At 62.1% G+C, this 18,537-nt stretch carries 19 protein-coding genes; 8 read left to right on the top strand and 11 right to left on the bottom strand.

The features are described from left to right. The 8 genes from ACNA1V_RS06235 to ACNA1V_RS06200 form a co-directional block, all read right to left on the bottom strand. On the bottom strand, window positions 1–915 hold the full coding sequence (locus ACNA1V_RS06235; protein WP_415832733.1) for an ABC transporter permease: 915 nt from the start codon (window positions 913–915) through the stop codon (window positions 1–3). Continuing rightward, complete coding sequence (locus ACNA1V_RS06230; protein WP_415832732.1) at window positions 912–1,886, bottom strand: ABC transporter permease; 975 nt, start codon at window positions 1,884–1,886, stop codon at window positions 912–914. The genes ACNA1V_RS06235 and ACNA1V_RS06230 overlap by 4 nt, the downstream gene beginning before the upstream one ends. Next, window positions 1,883–3,382: an FAD-dependent oxidoreductase gene (locus ACNA1V_RS06225; protein WP_415832731.1), complete on the bottom strand. Its 1,500-nt coding sequence runs from the start codon at window positions 3,380–3,382 to the stop codon at window positions 1,883–1,885. The genes ACNA1V_RS06230 and ACNA1V_RS06225 overlap by 4 nt, the downstream gene beginning before the upstream one ends. A 49-nt stretch (window positions 3,383–3,431) precedes the next feature. Beyond that, complete coding sequence (locus ACNA1V_RS06220; protein WP_415832730.1) at window positions 3,432–4,361, bottom strand: LysR family transcriptional regulator; 930 nt, start codon at window positions 4,359–4,361, stop codon at window positions 3,432–3,434. A gap of 216 nt (window positions 4,362–4,577) precedes the next feature. Continuing rightward, complete coding sequence (locus ACNA1V_RS06215) at window positions 4,578–4,925, bottom strand: Rdx family protein (protein ID WP_415832729.1); 348 nt, start codon at window positions 4,923–4,925, stop codon at window positions 4,578–4,580. Window positions 4,926–5,018: 93 nt separating this feature from the next. Next, window positions 5,019–5,402 carry a SirB2 family protein gene (locus ACNA1V_RS06210; RefSeq protein ID WP_415832728.1) on the bottom strand — a complete coding sequence of 128 codons (384 nt, stop codon included), beginning with the start codon at window positions 5,400–5,402 and terminating at the stop codon, window positions 5,019–5,021. Between the two features lie 29 nt (window positions 5,403–5,431). Further along, window positions 5,432–6,205: a peroxide stress protein YaaA gene (yaaA, locus tag ACNA1V_RS06205; RefSeq protein ID WP_415832727.1), complete on the bottom strand. Its 774-nt coding sequence runs from the start codon at window positions 6,203–6,205 to the stop codon at window positions 5,432–5,434. Window positions 6,206–6,436: 231 nt separating this feature from the next. Continuing rightward, the gene (locus ACNA1V_RS06200) at window positions 6,437–7,012 is read right to left on the bottom strand and encodes an NADPH-dependent FMN reductase (RefSeq protein ID WP_415832726.1); all 576 of its coding nucleotides are present in this window, start codon (window positions 7,010–7,012) and stop codon (window positions 6,437–6,439) included. A 468-nt stretch (window positions 7,013–7,480) separates the two neighbouring features. Here ACNA1V_RS06200 and gloA point away from each other — a divergent pair, with 468 nt between their 5' ends. From gloA to ACNA1V_RS06185, 3 genes are all read left to right on the top strand, one after another. Then, on the top strand, window positions 7,481–8,011 hold the full coding sequence (gloA, locus tag ACNA1V_RS06195) for a lactoylglutathione lyase (RefSeq protein ID WP_415832725.1): 531 nt from the start codon (window positions 7,481–7,483) through the stop codon (window positions 8,009–8,011). 128 nt (window positions 8,012–8,139) lie between these two features. Beyond that, window positions 8,140–9,297, top strand: coding sequence for a metallophosphoesterase family protein (locus tag ACNA1V_RS06190; protein ID WP_415832723.1), 1,158 nt, complete (start codon window positions 8,140–8,142; stop codon window positions 9,295–9,297). Next, window positions 9,294–11,936, top strand: a complete 2,643-nt coding sequence (locus tag ACNA1V_RS06185) for an AAA family ATPase (RefSeq protein WP_415832721.1) — start codon at window positions 9,294–9,296, stop codon at window positions 11,934–11,936. Before ACNA1V_RS06190 ends, ACNA1V_RS06185 begins: the two co-directional genes overlap by 4 nt. Before the next feature lie 113 nt (window positions 11,937–12,049). Here ACNA1V_RS06185 and ACNA1V_RS06180 read toward each other — a convergent pair whose 3' ends face one another. Together ACNA1V_RS06180 and mntR are read right to left on the bottom strand one after the other, a co-directional pair. Further along, entirely contained in the window at window positions 12,050–12,661 is a 612-nt protein-coding gene (locus ACNA1V_RS06180; RefSeq protein ID WP_415832719.1) for an HdeD family acid-resistance protein, read from the bottom strand. Between the two features lie 141 nt (window positions 12,662–12,802). Beyond that, the gene (gene mntR / locus ACNA1V_RS06175; RefSeq protein ID WP_415832718.1) at window positions 12,803–13,270 is read right to left on the bottom strand and encodes a manganese-binding transcriptional regulator MntR; all 468 of its coding nucleotides are present in this window, start codon (window positions 13,268–13,270) and stop codon (window positions 12,803–12,805) included. Between the two features lie 214 nt (window positions 13,271–13,484). Between mntR and ACNA1V_RS06170 the strand changes: the two genes are divergently transcribed. Genes ACNA1V_RS06170 through ACNA1V_RS06155 form a run of 4 tightly spaced genes read left to right on the top strand, consistent with a single transcriptional unit; the run spans window position 13,485 to window position 17,132 of the window. Next, window positions 13,485–14,393 carry a metal ABC transporter substrate-binding protein gene (locus tag ACNA1V_RS06170; RefSeq protein ID WP_415832717.1) on the top strand — a complete coding sequence of 303 codons (909 nt, stop codon included), beginning with the start codon at window positions 13,485–13,487 and terminating at the stop codon, window positions 14,391–14,393. Beyond that, window positions 14,390–15,406 (top strand): manganese/iron ABC transporter ATP-binding protein, encoded by a 1,017-nt coding sequence (locus ACNA1V_RS06165; RefSeq protein WP_415832716.1) that lies wholly within the window; start codon window positions 14,390–14,392, stop codon window positions 15,404–15,406. Before ACNA1V_RS06170 ends, ACNA1V_RS06165 begins: the two co-directional genes overlap by 4 nt. Further along, window positions 15,403–16,281 (top strand): metal ABC transporter permease, encoded by an 879-nt coding sequence (locus ACNA1V_RS06160; RefSeq protein ID WP_415832715.1) that lies wholly within the window; start codon window positions 15,403–15,405, stop codon window positions 16,279–16,281. The genes ACNA1V_RS06165 and ACNA1V_RS06160 overlap by 4 nt, the downstream gene beginning before the upstream one ends. Next, window positions 16,278–17,132 (top strand): metal ABC transporter permease, encoded by an 855-nt coding sequence (locus tag ACNA1V_RS06155; protein WP_415832714.1) that lies wholly within the window; start codon window positions 16,278–16,280, stop codon window positions 17,130–17,132. The genes ACNA1V_RS06160 and ACNA1V_RS06155 overlap by 4 nt, the downstream gene beginning before the upstream one ends. Window positions 17,133–17,220: 88 nt before the next feature. Here ACNA1V_RS06155 and ACNA1V_RS06150 read toward each other — a convergent pair whose 3' ends face one another. Next, window positions 17,221–17,982 carry a phosphodiesterase gene (locus ACNA1V_RS06150; protein WP_415832713.1) on the bottom strand — a complete coding sequence of 254 codons (762 nt, stop codon included), beginning with the start codon at window positions 17,980–17,982 and terminating at the stop codon, window positions 17,221–17,223. A 154-nt stretch (window positions 17,983–18,136) separates the two neighbouring features. Between ACNA1V_RS06150 and ACNA1V_RS06145 the strand changes: the two genes are divergently transcribed. Then, window positions 18,137–18,418 (top strand): oxidoreductase-like domain-containing protein, encoded by a 282-nt coding sequence (locus ACNA1V_RS06145; RefSeq protein WP_415832712.1) that lies wholly within the window; start codon window positions 18,137–18,139, stop codon window positions 18,416–18,418. Window positions 18,419–18,537 lie beyond the last annotated feature (119 nt).

Below are 18,537 nucleotides of genomic sequence, written 5' to 3'. Positions count from 1 at the left end.
TCACTTCTGCAGGCGCGGATTGAGCACATCACGCATCTGGTCTCCGACCAGGTTGATGGCGACGATGGTCAACAACAGCGCAATGCCCGGAAAGAAGCTGATCCAGTATTCATTCGACAGCAGGTACTGATAGCCATTGGAAATCAGCAGGCCCAGCGAGGGCTCGGTGATGGGTACGCCCAGGCCGAGGAAAGACAGGGTGGCTTCCAGCGTGATGGCACGTGCGACCTGCAGGGCGGCGATAACCAGCAACGGCGGCAGGCAGTTGGGCAGAATATGCCCCAGCACGATGCGCCATTGCGGAATGCCCTGGCCGCGTGCGGCCTCGACGTATTCACGCCGCGACTCCACCAGTGCCTGTCCGCGTACGGTACGGGCGTAATAGGCCCATTCGAGCAGCACCAGCGTCAGCATGACGTTGCCGATGCCCTTGCCCATGTAGGCCAGGATCATCAAGGCCATCAGGATCGTCGGGAAGGACAGCAGCAGATCGACGATGCGCATGATCAGCGCGTCGATCCTGCCGCCGGCATAGGCGGCCACCAGGCCGATGACGGTGCCGAGCACGGCGGCGATGATGGCCGAGCCTATGCCCACGAACAGGCTGATGCGCAGTCCGTAGATGATGGCTGAATACAGATCGCGGCCTTGGCCATCTGTGCCCAGCCAGTAGGTATAGCCTTGCTCCGTGCTGACGGTGCCGGGCGGCAGGCGGGAGTCCATGACATCCAGCTGCATCAGGTCGTAGGGATCCTGCGGCGTAATGAACGGTGCGAACAGCGCAGCCGCGATGACCAGCAGCAGGAACAACAGCCCGGCACAGGCCATGCGGGAAGCGAAGAAATCACCCGCCATCTGGCGCCAGATGGATTGCGCCTGTGCGGCCGGGATTTGCGGGGCGGCAGGCGTACTCATGCTTTTGCCTCCAGGCGGACGCGCGGATCAAGCACGCGATAGGCCAGATCAACCAGCAGGTTGAGAGTCACGAAAATCACGACGACGACCATCAGGTAGGCAACGATGACCGGACGATCCAGCGAATTGATACTGTCAAGAATCAGCTTGCCGGCGCCGGGCCAGGCGAAGATGGATTCCGTCACCACGGCATAGGCAATGGTTGAGCCCAGTTCCAGGCCCAGCACGGTTACCAGCGGAATCAGGGTATTGCGCAAGACGTGCACCACGACGATACGGGTATCTGACAGCCCTTTGGCGCGAGCGAACTTGACGAAATCCTGGGGCAGAATTTCCCGCACGCCGGCACGCGTCAGCCGCATGACCAGCGAAATCTTGAACAGCGCCAGGTTCAGGGCAGGCAGGATCATATGGCGCAGGCCTTCGAGGGTCAGCCAGGACCACTCTATGCCCATCAGGCTGCGTGTCGGGCCGCGACCGCTGGCCGGCAGCCAGCCCAGCTGCACACTGAAGACCATGATGAGCATCAGCCCGACCCAGAAGGCCGGCAGGGAAAAGCCGACGATGCTGCCGCTCATCAGCAGGCGCGAGAGCGGGGAGTCCGGGCGCAGGCCGGCATAGAGGCCCAGCGGTACACCCAGGACGATGGCCAGCAGCAATGCGGCCACAGCAAGTTCCAGCGTGGCGGGCAGGAGGTCGAGGATCAGATGAATGGCATCTTCGCCATAGACAAAGCTCTTGCCCAGATCGCCGACCAGCGCGTTCTGCAGGAACAGCAGGTACTGGCGCCACAGGGGCTGATCCAGGCCAAGCCGGGCGATGGCTGCCAGGCGTTCTTCCTGGTTCATGTCGTCGCCGATGAGGATATCAACCGGATTTCCGATGGCATGCAGGCCGACGAAAACGATGACGGTCATCGCCAGGATGACCAGGAGGGCCTGGCCGAAGCGGCGTAACAGCCATTGCGTCATGCTGGCGTCCCGGCGTAAGGGGGCAGGGGTGCAGGCACCCACTCGCTGCCGTCCAGTTCGGGTTCGGCAAATTGTTCCAGGCGTTCGTAGTGCAGCGCGATATCTTCGGTATAAAGCGCGCCAGCCAGGCCTTGGGCCAGGCGGCGTGCGCCATCGCTGATCTGCGGAATATCCCCGGAAACCGTGCCCATGCTGAGGGCTGCCGGGTAGCAGAAGCAATGCACGCGTTCCAGTCCGGGGCAGCTACCAGGGACTTTTTGCTGGAATTCGAACAGATTGCCCAGGTAGGGAGAGTTCGCCAGCTCGGCATCGTCCTGCCCGGCCGGGGCGCGGAAGCGGTCTTGCCACAGCTGTACGTGCTCGGAAAATGGCGCGAATTCGGGCCGCAAATGCCAATCCGGGCGGAATCCCGTGCAGAAAATGACTTTATCGCCCTGGATGGGGCCCTGGCGTGTTTCCAGCGTCAGGGACTGCTCGCCGGGATGCACCGTCACGCCTTCGATGGCGGCATCCAGGTGGAAGAAGGCGTTGTCATGGCGCGAGACACGCAGCGTGCTGCCATGGGGCGGCGGCACCTGTTGCTGTTGAATGTAATGGCGGATGCGCCATTTCCACTCATCGGACAGATGCTGGTAGCCATGGGTGGCGCCGGGGCTGCCGGAGCCCTTGCCTTTGTTGACGCGTGGCAGCTCTGCCCGCCGGATCAGCAGGTGCACGCTGCTGGCACCGGCTTCCAGCGCCGTCGCGGCGCTATCCATGGCCGACGCGCCGCCGCCGATGACCAGGACGCGTTTGCCGCGCATGGTGTCGCCGTCCCAGACGTCGGACGAATGTACCCAGAGCGAACGCGGCAGCTGCTGGCCCCAGGCTGGCACCCAGGCGCCGCCCAGACCATCGCGTCCGGTGGCAATGACGAGATGGCGCGCCAGTACCTGATAGGTTGCACCGGCAGCGTCCGCGCCAAGATCACGCACTTGCAGGGCGACTCGTCCATCGGCTTGGGGCTGTACTGCAGTGACCTGTTGCAGATTGCGGACATCGGCGCCTGTGACGTCACGATACCAGCGCAGGTAATCCATCCATTGCAGGCGCGGAATTTTGTCGAGTGCGCTCCAGGCGGCCTGGCCCCATTGGGCCTCGAACCAGGCGCGGAAGGTCAGGGCGCCGAAGCCGAGTGCCGGGCCGGCAAGCTCTTTGGGGGAACGCAGTGTTTCCATGCGCGCCGTCGTGGCCCAGGGGCCTTCGTAGCCAGCCGGAGACTGGTCGAAATTGCGTGCCTGTACGCCCAGGTGCCGCAGTGCGGTGGACAAGGCCAGGCCAGCCATGCCGGCACCGATGATGGCGACATCCAGGATTTCGTGGCCGTCGGCGTGCTGCTCCGGTGTCCAGCGGCGCGCAGGCAGGCTCAGCAGGCTGAGGTCATGCTCATAGCGCTGGCGCAGGGCATCAAGGCCGGGCTGACAGGAAATGGAAGCAGAGGATGAATGGCTGGTCATGGCAAAACAGTAAAAAGTGGCGAACGCACCTGGGTGCGGGAGCGCGGGATCAGCCGGCCTGTGCCTGTATCAGGCGGGCATGCTGGTCGGGCGCGTGCAGGACGCACCCGGGCAGTCGGGCGGCAATCTCGCGCATGGTGTCCAGCAGGCCGCTGACCAGGGGCGGAAGATCCACGCCTTGCGGGGTCAGGGCACCGAAATAAAACGGCAAATGAATATCCAGGGGCCGGTGCACCAGCCCTTGGAGCGGTGCGCCAAGCACGGTTAGTGGTTCAAGAATGGCGATGCCCAGACCGGCGAGGACCAGTACCTGGGCATTGGCGGAGGTGGTCGTGGCGATCTCGGGCAGGCGGCCGTGCAGGGCCTCGTTCAGCCGGTGTTGCAGGCGCAGCGGGTTGTCCATGCCGACCAGCGGCCGGTCGGCCAGGTCGGCAATACGGACGACCGCCTGGCGTGCCAGCGGGTCATCCTCGCGCAGCACAGCGACGCAAGGGGCTTCTGCTATCCAGTGCACATGAACACCGTAGTGATCGACCGGCAGGCTGCACAAGCCGATGGTGGTCGTGCGGTGCAGAACCTCGTTGACCACGCGTTCGGGGGTCATGGTGCGCAACGTGACTTTACGCATGGCCAGTTCGGGCTTGAACCGGGCCAGCGCTTGCGGGATCAGGCCCAGCGCCAAAGACGAAATGGAGGAAATCAGCAGTGGCTGTTCGTGGGTTTTGCCTTCGCGAACCTGTTGCTGGATGCGACGTACGCTGGAAATGATGCGTTCGGCTTCCTCGTACAGGTGAGATGCCAGCAAGGTGGGCTTGATGCGGGGACCATTGCGGTGCAGCAGGTCATAGCCGAGCTCCGCCTCCAGATCCTGGATCTGGCGGGTGATCATGGATTGCGAGCGGTTCAGTTGCCGGGCAGCGCCGGTAATACTGCCCGCAGCCATGACGGCGGTGAAGGCTTCAAGTTGTCGTAGTTCCATGATTTATGCGTTTTATGCATTATTTGGCTGTTTGTATGCACAATCAAAATAATTGTTTTGTATATGCATATGGGGAATCGGCCTAAGGCGGGCCGGGCAGCGAGGCAGGCAACCGTCCTGCCGCCAGTGTTTTTGCCTGCGTACAGGCGTGCTCAGGCCGGCCTCTTCCGATGCGTCGGAGGCCGTCAGGCAGAGCGCCGAGTGGCGCGGCAGGGATTAACCGTGTTCGCGGCTGCGGTCGATATGGCCCAGGTCGCGGGATGGATCCAGGCGATCGCGTACCCGTTGCTTGAGGGTCTTGGCTTCGGGGAAGCCATGGTCGCGTTTGCGGTCCCAGATCAGTTCATCGTTGTAGTGGATCTGGAAAATTCCCCCGGTGCCCGGCTTCAGCGACACTTCACCCAGGTCTGTGCCGAAGGTGGACAACAGCTCCTGGGCCATCCAGCCGGCGCGCAGCAACCATAGACATTGTGTGCAATAGCTGATGACGATGCGCGGCTGTGTGCCTAAGGGGGCTGCCGGTGCATCCGGCGTGGCGGCAGGAGAGCGTGCTTCAATCGACATGGTGGCTGGCCTGAAGGCTGTGGCAAGGCGTGTGGGAATATAAGCGGCGGCGACACTCGGGCGGGTCGATGGCAGGCTGGCAGTGCTGGCGTGTCAAGGGAACAGGGTTTCCCGGGTGTGGGCAACGTGAGCGATAAGTATGAAACAGATCAGCGCTGCTGCATAGGCGATGGCCTTGCCCTGGCGGGTGCGCGCACGCTTGAGGGCGAAAGACCCCAGCACGATATATAGAACGACCAGCCCGATTTTGAGTGCCAGCCAAGGGGTACTCAATGGGTTGAGCGCCAGCACCGCGGCCAGGGCAACGGCACTGGCCAGCAGCACGGTATCTATGGCATAGCTGGCATAGCGCAACGCCGGCCGCATCATGCCGGGAAAGCCCAGCAGCATGGCGGCGCCGCGCCCCATGAACAGGCAGCCGCTGAGCATCACTGCGGCCAGATGGGCGCCGCGTATGAAGGCATAGGCGCTATCCATGGCTGGCAGTCATGTCCGTGGCCGTGTGCTCAGTCTTCCAGCCGGCGGCGGAAGACCAGCTTGGTGGTGCTGGAGGCGGCCGCGTCATAGCGGTAGCCTTCGCTGTCGAAGCTGCGCAGGTCGTCCAGGGTACGGGCGCGTTGTTCGATGGCGTGGCGTGCCATCAGGCCGCGTGCGCGCTTGGCATGGAAGCTGATGATTTTCCAGGCACCATTTTTCCAGTCCTGGAAAACGCATTGCACGATTTCGGCGCTCAGCGCTTTCTGGTCCACGGCCTTGAAATACTCTTCGGATGCCAGATTGATCACCGGGCCCTTGCTCTCGGCCAATTGCTCGCGTAGCGCATGGGCGATCTGTGTACCCCAATAGGCGTACAAGGTCTTGCCCTGGGCGGTTTCCAGGCGGGTGCCCATTTCCAGGCGATAGGGGCGCATCAGATCCAGCGGGCGCAGCACGCCATACAGGCCGCTCAGGATGGCCAGGTGCTGCTGTGCCCATTCCAGATCCTTGGGGGCCAGGGTACGGGCATCCAGCCCTTCATAAACGTCGCCGTTGAAGGCCAGGATCGCCTGGCGGGAGTCGGCGTCAGTGAAACTCGGCTCCCATTGCGCGTAGCGATCATGGTTGAGTTGAGCCAGTGCGGGGCTGAGCGACATCAGGGCTGCAATATCGTCGGTGGAGAGCTGGCGCAGAACCTGGATCAGTTCGGCCGATTGCGGCACGAAGCGGGGTTGCGTGTGGGGCAGCGCGGGCAGGGCGCTGTCATAGTCGAGTTTCTTGGCGGGGGATAGCAGGAAAAGCATGGCGTCTCCGGAAAATTCAGGAGTGAGCGTAGCATAGCCGTCGGGCTTTTCTGCGTATAGGCGTGGGCGTCAAAGGGAGAACACGCCACATGAGGGAATCCGCCGGCCCTGGCCGCCCGGAGCGGGGGCCAGGGTTGGTGCGAGAGTGCCAGGATTGGCTGCGCGCACGGTTTCGGCAGCAGCAGCGCTAGCGCCGAAACCGGCGGTAGCGTTGCGGGCGGGATGCGGGGTTTATTGCTGGCGCAGCGGGGCCAGGGCCTTGGTCCAGCGCAGCAGTTCATCCAGGGCTGCCTGGGCCGAGGCGGTGTGTTGTTCGTTGGCGATGAATTCGCCATCTTCCCCCAGATGCTGCGGGAACATCGGCACCATGACCTGTTCGACCAGCGGCACGATCTTCAGCGAGGTCAGCAGGGTCTTCACTTCCTGCACGGCGCGCAGGCCGCCGGATGCGTAGGCATAGCTGACGAAGCTTGCAGGCTTGTAGTTCCACTCGTTGTACACATATTGCAGCGCATTGAAGAGTGCCGGTGGAGCGGTGAAGTTGTACTCCGGGGTGACGAACACGAAAGCATCGGCAGCGGCGACGCTGGCCGCCCAGCGGCGTGTGTGCTCATGCTGGTAATTCTGCATGCGCGGATGGTTGGGTTCATCGTAAACCGGCAGTTCGAAGTCAGCCAGATCAACCAGATGAGCGTCGAAGCCACCGTGTTCAACGGCGAACTGCTGGAACCAGGTGGCGATTTTCGGGCCGACGCGGCCAGGACGGGTGCTGGAGATAATGATATGCAGGCGAGGTTTGGCAGACATGATTGAGCAGCTAAGTAAGAGAGGGATCGTAGAGATCCGGTGGCCGTTGGCGTGGGAGTCATTGGCTAACCGTTGGGCAAATCATAGCGCTGGTTTGCTGGATAGTGAAGAATCAGGTTGGGAGGTTTTCCTTGCTTCTTGATGCAGGAAAAACAAGTTTCCATGCGGGTTTCAGGGGTATTTTTGGGTGATTTTTCTTGTTTTGCAGATAACGGAGCGTTCTATATTGTGAACGATGGTGCGCCGCGTCGGGTGTGGGTCCCATCATGGGGCGATACGCTGGCGTGCGAGGGCTCAGGGGGGGCTCAGTACGGCCGCCAGGCGCAGGGAAACAGGGGGCGTTGTAAACTGCGTCTGCCATTTTTGACGCCTGCGCCAGCTTTAGCGCGGGCGCCCAGGCCAAACCGCGCCGCGACGATGGCGTGCAAGCCTGGCGACGACAGTAAAAAACCCGATCAGGAGCCGCATATGTCCATCAAAGACCTTCATTCCTTGCCTGGCGTCACGGCCAATCCGGATGCCGCTACCCGCGATTTCGTCTTCAACCACACGATGCTGCGGGTCAAAGATATTGAGCGTTCGCTTGATTTCTATACGCGGATCCTGGGCTTTTCCATGGTGGAAAAACATGATTTCCCGCAAGCGGGTTTCAGCCTGTATTTTCTGGCCCTGCTGGCTGACCCCGGCGTGATGCCCGACGACCCCCAGGCGCGTCACCAGTGGCGCAAGGCGCAACCAGGCATGCTGGAACTGACGCACAACCATGGCACGGAGAAGGATCCGGCATTCCAGTATCACGATGGCAACAGCGAACCGCGCGGCTTTGGTCATATCTGTATCACCGTGCCGGATATCCGCGCTGCGCAAGCCCGTTTCGAAGCGCTGGGCGTCCCCTTCAAGAAACGCCTGGAAGATGGCAGCATGAAAGACATCGCTTTCATCAAGGATCCGGACGGTTACTGGGTGGAAGTGATTCAGCTTACGCCGCTGCAAGCCTGAGGCGCATGCGGATGCCGGGAAGGACGGTGCGAATGGCCTGCGGGCCATCAGAACGTCCCTGATGTCCTGCGGTAGCGTGCCTGGCAGAGGGCCGGCGCGTTTCGCTTGTTGAGTGCTGGAGATCGCACGTGCTGCGTTTCATTCATACCGCTGATTGGCAGATCGGCCGGGTATTTTCACAGTTTGAAGAAGACGACGCAGAAGCCCTTGCCGCCGAGCGCTTTGCCGTGATCGAGCGGATCGCCGCGCAGGCAACACGCTGGCAGGCGGATGCGGTGCTGGTGGCGGGTGATGTGTTCGATGCCCAGGGCGTTCGTGATAAGACCATACACCGCATGTTTCTTGCCATGGCGGGTTTTACCGGTCCGTGGGTCATGATTTCCGGCAATCATGACGCCGCCCTGGCCGAATCCGTCTGGTCGCGTGCGCGCCGTCTGGGCGCCGTGCCTGATAACGTCGTGCTGGCATTGGCGCCCGAAGTGGTGATTCTTGAAGACAAATGCGCCATCCTGCCGGCGCCATTGACACAACGGCACACCTATAACGATCTGACCGAGTGGTTTGCGCAGGCGCAAACGCCGCCAGGCCTGCCACGTATCGGTCTGGCCCATGGCAGCGTGCAAGGTGTTCTGGCAGAGGATATCGACGCGACAAACCCGATTGCTGCCGATCGCGTGCAAACCGGCCGCCTGGATTACCTGGCCATGGGAGATTGGCATGGCATGCGCGGCATTGAGGCGCGTTGCTGGTATTCGGGCACGCCCGAGCAGGATCGTTTTCGCGATAACGACGCCGGTCATGCGCTGCTGGTTGAAATAGCGGCACCCGGCGCACTGCCGCAGGTACAGCCCTGGCGTGCCGGGGCATATCAATGGGTGTCGCTGGAGTTGGCGTTGCAAGGGGAGTCTGACACGGATCAGGCCCTGGATGCGGTGGCAGCCCTGGGGGCGGAGCATGTCGCACAGGTGCGCCTGAGCGGTACCGTGGATCTGCTGGGCCATGAACGCTTGCGCCAGGCCGGACGCCTGGCTGGCGCCAGAACCCGGGCCTTGTTATGGGATGATGCCGCCTTGCGCCTGGAACCTACCGATGAAGACCTGGCCGCGCTGCGCGCAGATGGCTATGTCGGTGAAACACTGGGGCAATTACGCGAAGCCCAGTTGACGCAGGAACCGGCGCAGGCGGAAATTGCGCGCGGCGCTTTACTGGAACTGGCGCGCATTCTGGAGGCTGGCCGCGTCCGAGAGGATGCCCGGCAGGCAACGCTGCCAATGGGGGATGCATGAAACTGACGCGTATCCGTCTGGAGTCGTTCCGGCGTTTCCGCCAGCCCTTGGAAATTACGGGGCTGACGCCTGGGCTCAATTTGTTTGCAGCGCCGAACGAGGCGGGTAAATCTACTGTGGCCGAGGCCATACGCGCAGCGTTCCTGGAGCGTCACCGTTCCAGTTCGGTCGCGTATTTGCGGCCCTGGGATGAGCCTTCCGCTACGCCGCAGGTCGAGGTGGATTTTGTCTGGCAGGGCAGGGAATACCGCCTGGCCAAGACATTCATGGGCCGCAAGCGCTGTCATCTGCTGATTGACGGCAAGGCGCTCGATGGTGCGGAAGCGGAAGATTATCTGGCTGAGCTGATCGGTTTCCGTTTTGCCCGCAAAGGCGCGAGCGATGCCGCAGATATGGGCGTTCCGGGTTTGTTGTGGATTCGCCAGGGCGATGCCCATGACCTGACCCAACGCGTGCGCCATGCCGGGCAGCATCTGCGCGATGCTTTGAGCGACAGCCTGGGCGAACTTTCCGCCAGTGAGGGCGATGAGGTGCTGGCCCAGGTGCGAGAGGCGCGGGCAGCGTTGCTGCATGCGGCCACGGGCGCGCCCAAGGGCGACTACGCAGCGGCGTTGAAGCAATCAGAGAGCCTGATCGAAGAGGTACGCGGCCTGGAGCAACGCATCGCCCTGTTCCATGAGGATATTGATCGCCTCAGCAAGTTGCGGGTCGAGCATGCGCAGGCCAGGCAACAGCGTCCATGGGAGCAGCTGGCGCAGGAACGCGAGCAGGCGCAGGCCCGGTTACAACAGGCCGAAGGCTTGGCAGAAAAGCGGCGGCAGGCGCTTGAGCGACTGCGGCAGTGTCAGGCGCAGGTTGGTGTTCAACAGTTGCGGGTAGAGCACCTGCGGCAACAGGAGTTGGCGCTCAACGAGCGCCAGGCTGCGCTACTGGCGGCGCAACAGCGCAGCGCAGCAGCGCGAGCGGAATTGCAGCGGCAGGAGCAGTTGGCGGCACAGGCTTCGCAGGCACGCACCGAGGCGCAGGCCGAGCTGGATGCGGCTCGCCAGCGCCAGCGTGTAGCGGAAGTGGAGCGCCAGGCCCAGGCTGCCCAGCGGCAGGTCGAGCAACTGACGCTGCGTTTGGCGCAGGCAGAGGCTGCCCAGGCCAGCTGGCGCGAGCGGGAGGCACAGGCCCGCCAGGAACGCCTGGCGCCAGAGGATATCAAGCGCCTGGAACGTCTGGAACAGGCTGCGCGTTTGGCCCAGGCGCGCCTGGAGGCAGCTGCCACGACCGTAGAGTATGCGCTGGATGCGGGCGTGGAAATTGACGCGGGCGACGAACGGTTGAGCGGCAGTGGCCGGCGTACGCTGGCCACTGCGACAACTTGGCAGGTGGCTGGCTTGGGTTCGTTGCGCATATTGCCGGGCGGCAGCGAGCTGGAAACTTTGCGGGACAACCATGCCCGCCTGCAGCAAGAGTTGGCCAGCCTGTTGCAGGAATTGGGGGTTGCCGATGCTGGCGCCGCCCAGGCCAGGGCGCGCCGCTATGACCAGTTGCAGGCGCAGGCCGAAGCCGCCCGGCAGGTTGCCGCCAGCTATGCGCCTCAAGGCAACGCCGTCTTGCAGCAAGAGCTGCAGAATGCCAGGCTGCAATGGCAGGAGGCCACGCAGTGGCTGGCACAGCGCCGCAGCGTGGCGGTTGACGCGCACGCGATGCCGGCGCTGGAGGTGGCGGAAGCCACGGCCCGGCAGGTTCAGCATCAGCATGATCGTGTCATGCAGTCCTTGCAGGATAGCCGCTTGCAGGCGGGCGTCAGCGAAGCGGAACTGACGGCCGCTCAAGCCGAGTGGCAACGGGCGCAGGCCGCGCTGACGGCACCGGACCGGGATGCGGAGCAACGCCAGGCCCTGATGGATTTGGCCAATGCGCGCAGCGACGAAGCCCAGGCCCAGTCCCATCTGGAGGCGCTGGAGGCGCAGTTGGCATCGCTGGATCTCGACTTCCTGCGCCAAGATGTGCAGCGTCTGGCGGATAGCGAAGCCATACAGCGGCAACGCTATCAAGAACGGGAGCGCTTGCTTGCCGAGTTGGGTAGCCGTCTGGAAACCATGGGCAGTACCGGGCTGGAAGAAGATCTGGCAGACCGGCGCTTGCAGCTGGAACAGGCCCGGCGGCGTGCCGGCGACTTGGCTCGACGGGCGCAGGCGCTGGATTATTTGCTGGCCAGCCTGGAGGCGGCACGAGGCCGCATGATGCGACGTCTGCACGCGCCTTTGCAGAAACATCTGGATCGCTATCTGCGTATTCTTTTTCCGGGCGCAAGCGTGGAGCTGGATGACGAACTGGTGCCTGGTCAGATCCGGCGCGCGGGCAGCCAGGGGCTGGAAAGCGGTGCGCTGGCTGACCTGAGCCACGGGGCGCGGGAGCAGATCGGGGTGTTGGCGCGGTTGGCCTATGCGGATTTGCTGCAGGAAGCCGGCCGCCCCTCATTGGTCATCCTGGATGATGCGCTGGTGCACTCCGACGAAGGCCGGCTGGGGCAAATGAAACGCGTGCTGTACGACGCTGCCAGGCGACACCAGATCCTGATCTTTACCTGCCACCCGGCAGCCTGGGAGGATCTGGGCGTTGCATCACGCAGCTTGCAGGCGGCTTGAGCGAGATTGCTATCCGTAGGGCTGTTCGTTCGAAAAACCGCCCGTGTCTCTGTCCAGAGGCACGGGCGGTTTGCATGGCGGGTGGCACCGGGGTGACACCCGGATACTGCTGCCTATTTGGATGCACTATTGCGGAGCGCCAGGCCCAGCAGCAGCAGGGTCCATCCCTGGAACAACAGATCGAGCGCCAGCAGCAGGCCAAGCAGCCAGAGGCTGTTGTCAGGCCAACCGGCGGCGATCAGGATGCCAGCCAGCAGCGTAATGACACCTGAGGTGGCGATCCAGCCCCAGCCTTGCTGGCTGCGGTTGTTGAACCAGAGCCAGAGCCGCATGGCGCCGCTGGCGATCAAGGTGGCGCCCAGCAGCAGCGTCAGGGCAGCTGCACCAGTGATCGGGTTGATGATGGCAATGACGCCCGCTGCGGTATAGAGCAGCCCGGCGAGACTCCACAGCAGAAAACCCGGCCAGCTTTTGATGCGCCAGGCCTGCACCAGCTGACTGATGCCGGCGACGACAATCAGAACGCCGACGAACACCACGCTGAAAACCGTCGCGGCCAGGACATGGACGCTTGCGATCAGGCCCAGCACCAGCAAGAGCAGGCCGACGGTGATGAACCAGCGCCAACTGGCCTGCAGTGCCTGCAAGGCATTGGCGATCGGCGCCGCGTACTCCGGCGGGTTGGAAGATGAGGATGGGACAACTGGGGGCTTGCGGTCAGACATTGAACGATTCCTCGTAACGGTAACCCTATGCCATTACTTTAAAGGAATTTCACGACTTGCGTCAGGCTGGCCGGAAGATAAAGTCAATGCCCGGAAACCGGCGGCAGGCAAAGCAATCGTGCTGAAACCGGCAGTACGTATTCAGCTTGCCCGGGAGTGGTCCTGGCTGGCGATGAAGCGGGCAAAGGCTGCCAGCGTGGCTTCACTGACATGGTGCTCGATGCCTTCGGCATCCCGGCGCGCGGAATCCGGATCGACACCGACGGCCAGGAGCAACTGCTCAACCAGCTGGTGGCGGGTACGGCTGATGTCCGCCAGTTGTTCGCCGGCTTCGGTCAGGAAAATGCCGCGATAGGGCTTCTGAATGACATATCCGGCATCCACCAGGCGGCGCAGCATCTTCGCAACGGTAGGTTGGGTGACGCCTATGCGGGCGGCAATATCGACTTGCCTGGCTTCCCCGGTATCCCGGATCAGATCCGAGATCAGCTCGACATAATCGTCCACACGCTCCTGACGGCGTGCTTCGCGCGCCTGGCGGAAACTTTCCACCTGTAGCGCGGCATCCATCAGGCCTGTGGTCTTCGGGCGACAGGTCGGGTCGGTCATGGCTGATTTATCCTGCTTTTCTTTGCTTGTCTGCATCCCATCCCAGGTTAGCGATGCGCATCAGCCGCCACTATAGCGCCAAAATGTATTATGGTTGATGCTATCAGTTATAGCCTGTGCTATATTTTCCGGATGCATGCGTCAAATGCAAATTCGATGCATCTGCATTTACATGAATCATCCATCAAACAATGAGTCATATTCGGAGTCGGAAATGCATAATTCAATGAGACGCAAGCTGTTGGCGGGCAGTCTGACGCTTGCTTTTGTGCTGGCCGGCGGGTCGGCAGCTGCACAGGAAGCAGGCAAGCTGAAGGTCGTCACGACCTTTACCGTCATTGCCGATATGGCTCAGAATGTGGCGGGCGATGCGGCAATCGTTGAATCCATAACCAAGCCTGGCGCCGAAATTCATAACTACCAGGCCACGCCTGGTGATTTGCTCAAGGCGCAGGATGCCCAGCTGATCCTGTGGAATGGCCTGAACCTGGAATTGTGGTTCGAGAAATTTTTCAAACGCCTGAAAAATGTGCCCAGCGCGGTGGTTTCCGATGGCGTCGAGCCGATTTCCATCGACGAAGGCCCCTATCAGGGCAAGCCGAATCCGCATGCCTGGATGTCGCCGTCCGCGGCGCTCATCTATGTGGACAACATACGCGATGCCATGGCGCAACAGGATCCGGCCAATGCCGCGACCTACCATGCCAACGCCGAGGCTTACAAGGCCAAGATCACAGCCGTGACGGCCCCCATCATCGAGGAACTGTCGCAGATTCCCGAGGATCAGCGCTGGCTGGCCACCAGTGAGGGCGCTTTCAGCTATCTGGCGCGTGACTTCGGTTTGAAGGAACTGTATCTTTGGCCCATCAATGCCGATCAGCAAGGTACGCCGCAGCAGGTGCGCAAGATGATCGACGCAGTGCGGGAGCACAAGGTCCCGGCCGTCTTCAGCGAGAGCACGATTTCTCCGGCCCCGGCACAGCAGGTGGCGCGTGAAACCGGCGCCAGCTATGGTGGCGTGCTCTATGTGGATTCCCTGAGCGAGCCCTCCGGCCCGGTTCCTACCTATCTGGATCTGCTGCAAGTCACTTCAGAAACGATTGCCAAAGCGCTGAAAAAATGAAGCCAGCATTGACCACAGGCCTGGGCACCGGGCTGACGCAATCCGGGCATGCGCCGCATGCCTATTCCCTGATGGCTGCAGCCACGCCGGCTGCTGGCGGGCATGCCGGGCAATCCAGCCGGCAGCCGGTACAGGCCAGCGAAGAGGAGGGAGCGGGGCTTGAGGTCAAAGATGTCACCGTGACATATCGCAATGGCCATACCGCCTTGCGTAATGCCAGTTTTGCCATCCCTACCGGCACGATCGCTGCGCTGGTAGGGGTGAACGGCAGCGGCAAGTCCACGCTGTTCAAATCCATCATGGGCTTTCTGCGGGTGTCGCAGGGAAGCATCAAGGTGTTGCGCCAGGATGTTCGCCAGGCCATGCGACGTAACCTGGTGGCGTACGTGCCCCAGAGCGAAGATGTGGACTGGAATTTTCCGGTGCTGGTCGAAGATGTGGTGATGATGGGGCGCTACGGGCATATGGGGTTTCTGCGCCGGCCGCGTCTGGCTGACCGCGAAGCCGTTACGCAGGCGCTGGAGCGCGTGAATATGCAGGCTTTCCGGCACCGCCAGATCGGCGAATTGTCGGGCGGACAGAAAAAACGCGTTTTTCTCGCCCGGGCGCTGGCGCAGGACGCCCAGGTGATTTTGCTGGATGAGCCCTTTACCGGTGTGGACGTCAAAACAGAAGACGCCATCGTGTCGCTGCTCAAAAGTTTGCGTGATGAAGGCCGTGTCATGCTGGTGTCAACGCACAACCTCGGCAGCGTGCCGGAGTTCTGCGACCGTACCATCCTGATCAATCGCACGGTGCTGGCCTATGGCGCCACACGAGATGTCTTTACCAGAGAAAACCTGGAAAAGACTTTCGGCGGCGTGCTGCGCCACTTCAACTTGCCTGCCACCGATTTCGAAGGTGGCGTGATGGGCATTGTGACGGACGATGAGCGTCCGCTGGTGCTGCGTGACGGGCGTTCTACCATCCGGGGCCAGGATCACGATGAAGCGCCGCCTGCCGGAGAGCGATGATGGCGACGCTGCTGATGCCGTTCCAGTACGAGTACATGATCAACGCGATGTGGGTGTCGGCGCTGATCGGCGGAGTTTGCGCGTTTCTGTCTTGCTATCTGATGCTCAAGGGCTGGTCGCTGATTGGCGATGCGCTCTCGCACTCCATTGTGCCGGGGGTGGCCGGCGCCTACATGCTGGGCCTGTCTTTTTCGCTGGGCGCATTTTTCTCGGGCGCGTTGGCGGCAGGTGCCATGATGTTCCTGAATCAGCGCACGCGGCTCAAGGAAGACGCCATCATCGGGCTGATTTTTTCTTCATTTTTTGGCCTGGGCCTGTTCATGGTGTCGCTTTCGCCGGCATCGGTGAATATCCAGACCATCATTCTGGGCAATGTACTGGCGATTACGCCGGGCGATACCCTGCAGCTTGCCTTGATCGGGGGCATTACCTTGCTGGTGCTGCTGCTCAAGTGGAAAGACCTGCTGGTGACATTCTTTGATGAAAACCATGCGCGTTCCGTCGGGATTTCCACCACTGCGCTGAAAGTGCTGTTTTTCGCCTTGCTGTCAGCTTGCGCCGTGGCAGCCATGCAGACGGTGGGCGCGTTCCTGGTGATTGCGATGATTGTGACGCCGGGTGCCACGGCCTATCTGCTGTCGGATCGCTTCCACCGCGTGATCATGATTGCCGTCAGCATCGGAGTGATCAGCAGCTTTTTCGGCGCCTATGCCAGCTATTTCCTGGATGGTGCGACGGGTGGCGTGATCGTGGTGTTGCAGACCGTGCTTTTCGTGCTGGCTTTTATCTTTGCGCCGCGCCACGGTGTTCTGGCTGCCAGGCGCAGGGGCCGCCGGACGGCGGCGCCGCAAGCCGCCCCTCTGGGAGAGGCATGATGTTCCAGACCTTGATGTTGCCGCTGCAACTGGATTTCATGCAGTATGCCCTGGCGATTGCCGTGCTGGTTGCGGTGCCGGCGTCGCTGTTGTCATGTTTTCTGGTGCTCAAGGGGTGGGCCCTGATTGGTGATGCCATTGCGCATGGGGTATTTCCTGGCGTGGTGATCGCCTACATGCTGGGCCTGCCTTATGCGCTGGGCGCGTTCACGGCCGGCATGGTGTGCGCCCTGGCGACAGGCTATATCGCCGACAACAGCCGGATCAAGAAAGATACGGTCATGGGGGTCGTGTTTTCCGGCATGTTTGCCATTGGTTTGCTGCTGTACACCAGCATCCGCAGCGATGTGCACCTGGATCACATTCTGTTTGGCGATATCCTTGGCGTGGACGCCGAGGATTTGCGCGGCAGCGGCCTGATTGCGCTGGTTATTGGCGGCTGGGTGCTGTTCAAGTGGCGCGAGCTGTTGGTGCACGCGTTTGACCCGGTACAGGCGCGTACCATTGGCCTGAAGGTTGGGCTGTTGCATTACGGTCTGCTGGCTGCGGTGTCGCTGGCTGTCGTCGGCGCCTTGCATGCCGTCGGAATCATTCTGGCGATTTCACTATTGATCGCCCCTGGCGCCATTGCCTATCTGATGACGCGTACCTTCGGCTATATGCTGCTGACGTCGGTCATTATCGGTGTCGGCTGCGCGCTGGGCGGCGTGTATCTGAGCTTTTTCATTGACAGCGCGCCTGCGCCAACCATCGTTCTGTTGCTGACCTTGCTGTTCATTATCGTGCTGCTGGTCAGCATGGCGCGCCAGCGGCGTGTGGAAGCCGCTGGCGCAACAGCACCCGACGCCTAGGCGGGGCTGGCAGCGGGGGCGGTCCGCGCAGTCAGCGCGGAGATGGCTGGCTGATGCCTGGGCCGGCCGGTCCTGCCAGGGCGGCCGTTCAGGGACAGGCGACATCCTGGTAATGCACGACGACGCTGGATTCATCCGCCAGGATCACGCTATAGCCCGGCGCTTCCCCGCTATGGGCATGCGTGGCTTGCCCCAGGCGCAGCGCCGTCTGATGATTGCTGCCCTTGACGGTGCTGAAGGGCAGGCCGCGCCAGCAGCCTGAAATATGGCGGTGCACGTGGCCACAGAACAAGTGCCGAACATTGCCGTGCGCAGCCAGTACCGCATGGAGCGCATCTGCGTTATCCAGGCGGCAGTTGTCCAGCGGCGCCATGCCAACCTCGAACGGGGGGTGATGCATGAAGAGATACACCGGGTCGCTGCCTGCGGCCTCCAGTTGTGCTTGCAGCCATGACAATCTGGCTGGGCAGAGGTGGCCGCTGGATTTGCCTTCGTCCAGCGTGTCCAGCAGCAATAGCCGGTGCTGTCCGTGCACCAGCACATATTGCAGGAATGATAGGGTGCCATGCGTATGGTGGGGCAGGCATTGGCGGAACATATCGCGCCGGTCATGATTGCCCAGCATGAGATGCACGGGCAAGCGCTGTTCCTGCAGCAGCAGGCCCAAGGCCTGGTAGGCGGCAGCTTCGCCGCGGTGCGTCAGGTCGCCGGTAAGAATGATGCCGTTGGCGTCACCATGATGTTCGCCCGCATGTTCCAGCAGTTGGCGCAGGCGTTCCAGGGGATCCGAGCCATGAAGCCATTGGCCGGGCGAGGTCAGGTGTGAATCGCTGATTTGAAGAACTTTCATGCAGATGCCGCAACAGCAGGAAAGTGCTACAAGGTAATCTTGGAAAATAACAGTTTGATGACTACCGGCAGGCAGGTGCCGCACGGGCCACATCAGGTGCCCGGAAGCGGCACGATGCAGGGGCGCATGGCCTGTCCGCGGTCGGAGTATGTTTATGTCTGTTTCTCTCAGTCCCGCCTCTGTCGGCCGGGCTATGCCAGCGGGCTTGGCTGGCGGCAGGATGGCTGCCGATGATCCGCTACTGCACGAGCAAGGCCTGTTCCTGACGGCGGAAGACCCCATGCCTGAGCCGCCGGAAGCACCGGGTCCGAATGAATGCTGTGAAAGCGGCTGTGTGCCATGCGTCTATGACCTTTATGCCGAGGCCATGCAGGAGTACCGCGCAGCCTTGGCGGCCTGGGAACAACGCCAGGCCGCGCGGGACGCAAAAAACTGAGATTGCCGGGGGCAGGCCGTGGCTGCCATGATGTCCTTCCTGCGCCCTGTACCCTAAACCCTGAACCCTGAACCCTGAACCCATCAGGTGCTGCGGGAGGGGGAATGGGCAGGGGGGGC

Origin of the sequence: Kerstersia similis, from assembly GCF_965139615.1 — a bacterium.
GTDB classification, from domain to species: Bacteria; Pseudomonadota; Gammaproteobacteria; order Burkholderiales; family Burkholderiaceae_B; genus Kerstersia; species Kerstersia similis.
This window is presented reverse-complemented; position numbering and strand designations above follow the sequence as displayed.

Coding starts and splice junctions, on each gene's coding strand:
- ACNA1V_RS06185 (WP_415832721.1), top strand. CDS start 9,294: ATGAAACTGACGCGTATCCGTCTGGAGTCGTTCCGGCGTTTCCGCCAG.
- ACNA1V_RS06200 (WP_415832726.1), bottom strand. CDS start 7,012: ATGTCTGCCAAACCTCGCCTGCATATCATTATCTCCAGCACCCGTCCT.
- gloA (WP_415832725.1), top strand. CDS start 7,481: ATGTCCATCAAAGACCTTCATTCCTTGCCTGGCGTCACGGCCAATCCG.
- ACNA1V_RS06155 (WP_415832714.1), top strand. CDS start 16,278: ATGATGTTCCAGACCTTGATGTTGCCGCTGCAACTGGATTTCATGCAG.
- ACNA1V_RS06215 (WP_415832729.1), bottom strand. CDS start 4,925: ATGTCGATTGAAGCACGCTCTCCTGCCGCCACGCCGGATGCACCGGCA.
- ACNA1V_RS06170 (WP_415832717.1), top strand. CDS start 13,485: ATGCATAATTCAATGAGACGCAAGCTGTTGGCGGGCAGTCTGACGCTT.
- ACNA1V_RS06220 (WP_415832730.1), bottom strand. CDS start 4,361: ATGGAACTACGACAACTTGAAGCCTTCACCGCCGTCATGGCTGCGGGC.
- yaaA (WP_415832727.1), bottom strand. CDS start 6,205: ATGCTTTTCCTGCTATCCCCCGCCAAGAAACTCGACTATGACAGCGCC.
- ACNA1V_RS06225 (WP_415832731.1), bottom strand. CDS start 3,382: ATGACCAGCCATTCATCCTCTGCTTCCATTTCCTGTCAGCCCGGCCTT.
- mntR (WP_415832718.1), bottom strand. CDS start 13,270: ATGACCGACCCGACCTGTCGCCCGAAGACCACAGGCCTGATGGATGCC.
- ACNA1V_RS06180 (WP_415832719.1), bottom strand. CDS start 12,661: ATGTCTGACCGCAAGCCCCCAGTTGTCCCATCCTCATCTTCCAACCCG.
- ACNA1V_RS06230 (WP_415832732.1), bottom strand. CDS start 1,886: ATGACGCAATGGCTGTTACGCCGCTTCGGCCAGGCCCTCCTGGTCATC.
- ACNA1V_RS06145 (WP_415832712.1), top strand. CDS start 18,137: ATGTCTGTTTCTCTCAGTCCCGCCTCTGTCGGCCGGGCTATGCCAGCG.
- ACNA1V_RS06160 (WP_415832715.1), top strand. CDS start 15,403: ATGATGGCGACGCTGCTGATGCCGTTCCAGTACGAGTACATGATCAAC.
- ACNA1V_RS06165 (WP_415832716.1), top strand. CDS start 14,390: ATGAAGCCAGCATTGACCACAGGCCTGGGCACCGGGCTGACGCAATCC.
- ACNA1V_RS06210 (WP_415832728.1), bottom strand. CDS start 5,402: ATGGATAGCGCCTATGCCTTCATACGCGGCGCCCATCTGGCCGCAGTG.
- ACNA1V_RS06235 (WP_415832733.1), bottom strand. CDS start 915: ATGAGTACGCCTGCCGCCCCGCAAATCCCGGCCGCACAGGCGCAATCC.
- ACNA1V_RS06150 (WP_415832713.1), bottom strand. CDS start 17,982: ATGAAAGTTCTTCAAATCAGCGATTCACACCTGACCTCGCCCGGCCAA.